Genomic DNA, 2,076 nt, shown 5'->3' with positions numbered 1-2,076 from the left:
GCCAGCGCGGCGTAGGTCAGGCTGTCGTCGCCAGCGACGATGGCCAGCGCGTCGGGCGTACGGGCTGCCTGTTCGGCGAACAGATCCGGCAGGTATGCCGCCGGCCATGCCTGCGGTTGGGGTTGGGCCTGTGCCAGCCAGCGGGCCAGTTCGGATTCATCCAACAGAGCGCGATGGCGAATGCGCGCGTGGACATCTTCGGCCATGGCACAGAGCACGCGTTCATAGCACCGCGCGTAGCGATCGAGCATGGATTGATCCACGATGCCCAGGCTGCCCGTCAGTTCGCCAAGCAACAGATCGCCGCGGCGCTGGAAATCGATCGTCAGATCGAAGCTGTTCGTATTATTGCCATTTTGCACATCCAGCACTTCGCCCTTTATTTTCAGGCCGTCGTAGACGTGGAAGTGCGTGTAGTTGAACAAGACCCGGGTCAGTCCCTTCAGCCCAAGATCCTGCGCAATCTGCGCCATGGGATAATTGCGGTGCGGGAATATCCGTTTTTCCTGGGCATGGGTGCGCTCGGCCAGCGCAGCCCAGCTTTCTCCCTGCATGTGCAGGCGTAACGGGACGGAATTGAGAAACAGCCCGGCGATGGCGTGCCCATCGATAGTTTCCGGACGGCCATGAGTGACCAGTGTGGTCAGCACGTCTCGCGTGCCTTCGAGCACGCTCAACGCCTGCATGTGCGCGGCCAGACAGAGCGTCTTGACGGGCAAGCGCAACTCACGAGCGATGGCATCCAGCGAACGGACGGTGGCCTTGTCAAGGTTGACGGATGCCGAGGGAGGCGCACCCGTGACGCGCGCCTGCAAGCTCTCCCTGATTTCCCGTGGCCGCTCTACCGAATCCACACCGTCGAGATAGTCTTGCCAGAACTTACGGTGCTCGGGAGAGGCGAGCGCTCTTTGCTCACCGGCGATGTAGTCGCGATAGTGGCTGACGAACGGCTCGGCCTTGAACGATGCCTCCTGCTCAAACGCCTCATATCGACCAAGGAGTTCGGTAAGCAGGCTCGCACAGCTCCATCCGTCGAGAATGGCGTGATGAAATCCAAGCACCAGATAGAATGCGCCCGACCGGCCTGTGTCATCCATCACCGGCCATGCCGTCACGCGCATGAGTGGCGCATCGGCCTTGTCGAACGCGAGGGCATTCTGCTCCCGGACGCATTCGGTGACACGACCGGCTTCCTCCATGGCCGTGCAAGCGGGGAGCAACCTTAAAGGCAACGTCGCGACACGATGCACCAATTGCAACGGCTGCGAATACGTATCCATATCAAAGGACGTGCGAAGTATTTCATGACGATCGCACAGCGCTTGCAGGCCTGACTGAAGAATCCCGGCGTCCAGCGCCATCGGTACCCGGACATAGACTGCATCGTGATAGAGATACGCGCCAACATCGTGCTGGGCATGAAAAAGCATGCCTTCCTGCAACCGGCTTAGTGGATAGGCCGCTTCGATATCCGCAGGTAGTAGGGCGCGATCACTTGCATCAAGCAGGTCATAAGCACTCGTATGGCCCTGGTGCACAGCCTGTCCGACATGGACAGCGAGTGCGGCTACCGTAGGGTGATCGAACAAGGTAGGAATATCGAAATCGAATCCGGCGTTCTGCGCCCGCGCCTTCAACTGGATCGCACGAATCGAGTCACCACCGAGGTCGAAGAAATTATCGTCAATGCCAACGGTGTCAACCTTCAGGACGTCCTTGAACAGCGCGACCAGGCCCACTTCGGCAGGCGTCGTCGGTTCGCGAAGGGGACGTCTCGTCAGCTCCGGCGCCGGCAAGGCACGCAGATCGAGCTTGCCATTGGGCGTCAGTGGCAAGGCTGCAAGCGATACCAGCGCGGCGGGCACCATGTATTCCGGCAGACGCGACGCCAGCGCCAGTTGCCAGCCTGCCGTATCCACGACATGATCGGCATGTGCCACGACATAGCCCACCAGTTGCTTGTGTCCGACGACATCCTCGCGAACGACCACGGCCGCTGCCTGCACACCGGTCAACGACGTCAGTGCCGACTCGATCTCGCCCAGCTCGATGCGGAAACCGCGCAACTTGATCTGC

Annotated in this window: 1 protein-coding gene; it reads right to left on the bottom strand. The window is 60.6% G+C overall.

Annotated elements, in window-relative coordinates; translation table 11 throughout:
• Nucleotides 1-2,076 (bottom strand): condensation domain-containing protein (locus VF436_RS21340; protein ID WP_330906079.1); only part of this gene is annotated, 2,076 nt, incomplete at both ends.

Source organism: Dyella sp., assembly GCF_036384435.1.
Taxonomy (GTDB): Bacteria; Pseudomonadota; Gammaproteobacteria; order Xanthomonadales; family Rhodanobacteraceae; genus GSA-30.
The sequence above is the reverse complement of the archived record's forward strand: the minus strand, read 5'-3'. Positions and strand labels throughout refer to the sequence as shown.